Annotated in this window: 1 protein-coding gene; it reads right to left on the bottom strand. The window is 40.4% G+C overall.

Annotated elements, in window-relative coordinates; all coding sequences use genetic code 11:
- Positions 1–104: 104 nt before the first annotated feature.
- Positions 105–1,754, bottom strand: a complete 1,650-nt coding sequence (gene ltrA, locus MMB69_RS27095) for a group II intron reverse transcriptase/maturase (protein ID WP_264409045.1) — start codon at positions 1,752–1,754, stop codon at positions 105–107.
- Positions 1,755–2,361: the final 607 nt, after the last annotated feature.

The following is a 2,361-nucleotide window of genomic DNA, read 5'->3' as shown; positions in this document are numbered from 1 at the left end:
GTCGGGTAGGCAGGCACTCTCACGAGCGCCCGCCCCCCTAAGAACCGTACGTGACAGATTTCCCGTCATACGGCTCAAGCCTTCTTTTTATCCGAACAACTTGTTTATTTAATACATGGTACATGTACTAATTTAGCAAATTCACCTGTAGAAACCTCTAAGTTTCGCACTGTAACTTTCTCTCCATTTTGTAAAGTCTGCTTACACAATGCACAACGATATCCTTGTTTTCTTGCGAGTTTCATCCTATCCAATGTATTTTCATTATTAAAGACCTTACGGTCTCGTTTTTCCCAATACTCTCTTAGACTCGGATCATCTGGGCTGTTTTTATAGGCTACCATGACATGCCGTTCTATCTTAATCCAGGACATCTTTAACAATTGAATGTTAGTAAGTGGACATGTGAGAGTCCATTTATCATTCCCTCCATGGTTGGGCTTCTTAAAATAACGTTTAATAATCCATTTCCACGCCTTCTTTGGATGTAGTCGTTTAAGGTGTTTTGTTATTTTAAGGAATAAGTAATTATCCATATATCCAAACGTCTTTTTAGAAACGACATGTTTCCAATACTGTCCGTAACCACGAATAATTGGATTTAAAACACGTATTAGTTCTTTTATTGGCCGTCCTCTCATTACTGCGAACGTATCTTTTATCTTATTTTTTGCTTTTTTAATGCTGTCTCTGCTAGGTTTGATAAATAATTTCTTTCCTTGTCCCGTATTATATTGACGCAGCGAGAAGCCAAGAAAATCAAACCCGTCCTCAATATGTGTAACCCTAGTTTTATCCATACTAAGTGTAATTCCTCGTTTTTGTAAGTAAGGAGCGAGGTTTCGATACATGCTTTCCGCGCTTTCCTTCGTTTCCGTTACGATGACGAAGTCATCTGCGTAGAGAACACGTCCTATCTTACATTTGGGGTCGATTTTATATCCTCCGTTTGGTTTGTATGTCTTTTTATAAACAATACCAATCTCTTCTTCCATACCGCATAAAGCGATATTAGCTAGAAGGGGAGACACGATCCCCCCTTGAGGGGTTCCTTCTGTTGTCGTATGAAGCATATCCTGCTCTATGTATCCCATTTTAAGCCACCTTTTAATGAGAATGTTTCCCGGAAACATAGATGTTTGTTCCACTATCCACTTATGATTAAGATGGTCGAAACATCCTAAAAAATCTCCTTCGAATACCCACTTTTTCTTGCTATTGGTGTTAAGCTTCTTAAAAAGATTACTTATTGCATCATGCGTACTTCGTTTAGGACGAAAACCGTAGGAAGTAGGTTCAAATTTAACCTCCCATTGGGGTTCAAGTGCGTTTTTTACTACGTTTTGATAGACTCGGTCTCGCATCGTAGGAATACCCAAAGGTCTTAGCTTTCCGTTTTTCTTCGGAATAAACGTTCTTTTTGCTGGATTTGGACGATGTCGAAAGACATTACATTTGACTAGTTGCTGATAAAGTTTGATACGTTCGCTTGGTTTTGAGGCCGTGTAGCCATCTACACCAGGTGTTCGCTTACCGTTATTTTGTTGTGTTACTCTGCGAATAGAAAGCAGTAAATTTGCTTTACTCCGAAGGAGTAAACGTTGAAGTTTCCTTACTTTTCTTTGTTGATTTTGTTGTTCGGCACGATAAATTCTTTGTCGTAACTTCGCTACATATTTTTGTATAATACTCCAATCAATAGAGTACCAATCTTTATGCGAGACGTGCGCCGACGCTCGTAGAGAGGTATTCATAACAGCACGCTCCTTTTCGTTAGAAGATAGCCACAAATTTATTTTCGTGTTGAAGACCAGTGAGAAGTGGGCGCTCTTTCGAGCCTGCCATTATCTATAACGACGACAGTATCCGTCCAGTTATACAATATTCTTGTTTTCCTGTTCTCTTTCGAGATAACGGCTTTCGCTTTTTCTCACGTCCCATACCCTCTGTCACTTCGTTTGACTTTACAGTCATCCTACTGCTTATGCAGATGACATAGGGCTTACCAAGTTCCACATTCTACAGATGCAATAGGGGTAGGTAGGTTCTTTACTCCGGGCAAGATGCGGGACGCATCACAGTAGCCTTATGATTCTACTTTTCCTCTTGCCAAGACCCAAGCCAATCTATGCATTATCTTGAGCTAATCTTTACGAAGCTTACAAACCTTCACTCTCGTTTACCATACCTATCTTCTCCTAGCAGTATTCTGGGCCATACATTTACCCTCTGTTTCCGCATTTCCTCATGCAACCGACATGCTCGTTACCAAGAATGCCGTTTCGGATGGAGATCATCTCTGCGTCTAGATGAGTAGCGTTAGCTACACTGTAAGAAAGCGACTTCTTGTCGCACCATAAG

The organism is Priestia sp. P5 (assembly GCF_029522155.1).
In the GTDB taxonomy this organism is placed as follows: Bacteria; Bacillota; Bacilli; order Bacillales; family Bacillaceae_H; genus Priestia; species Priestia megaterium_E.
The sequence above is the reverse complement of the archived record's forward strand: the minus strand, read 5'-3'. Positions and strand labels throughout refer to the sequence as shown.

Coding starts and splice junctions, on each gene's coding strand:
- ltrA (WP_264409045.1), bottom strand. CDS start 1,754: ATGAATACCTCTCTACGAGCGTCGGCGCACGTCTCGCATAAAGATTGG.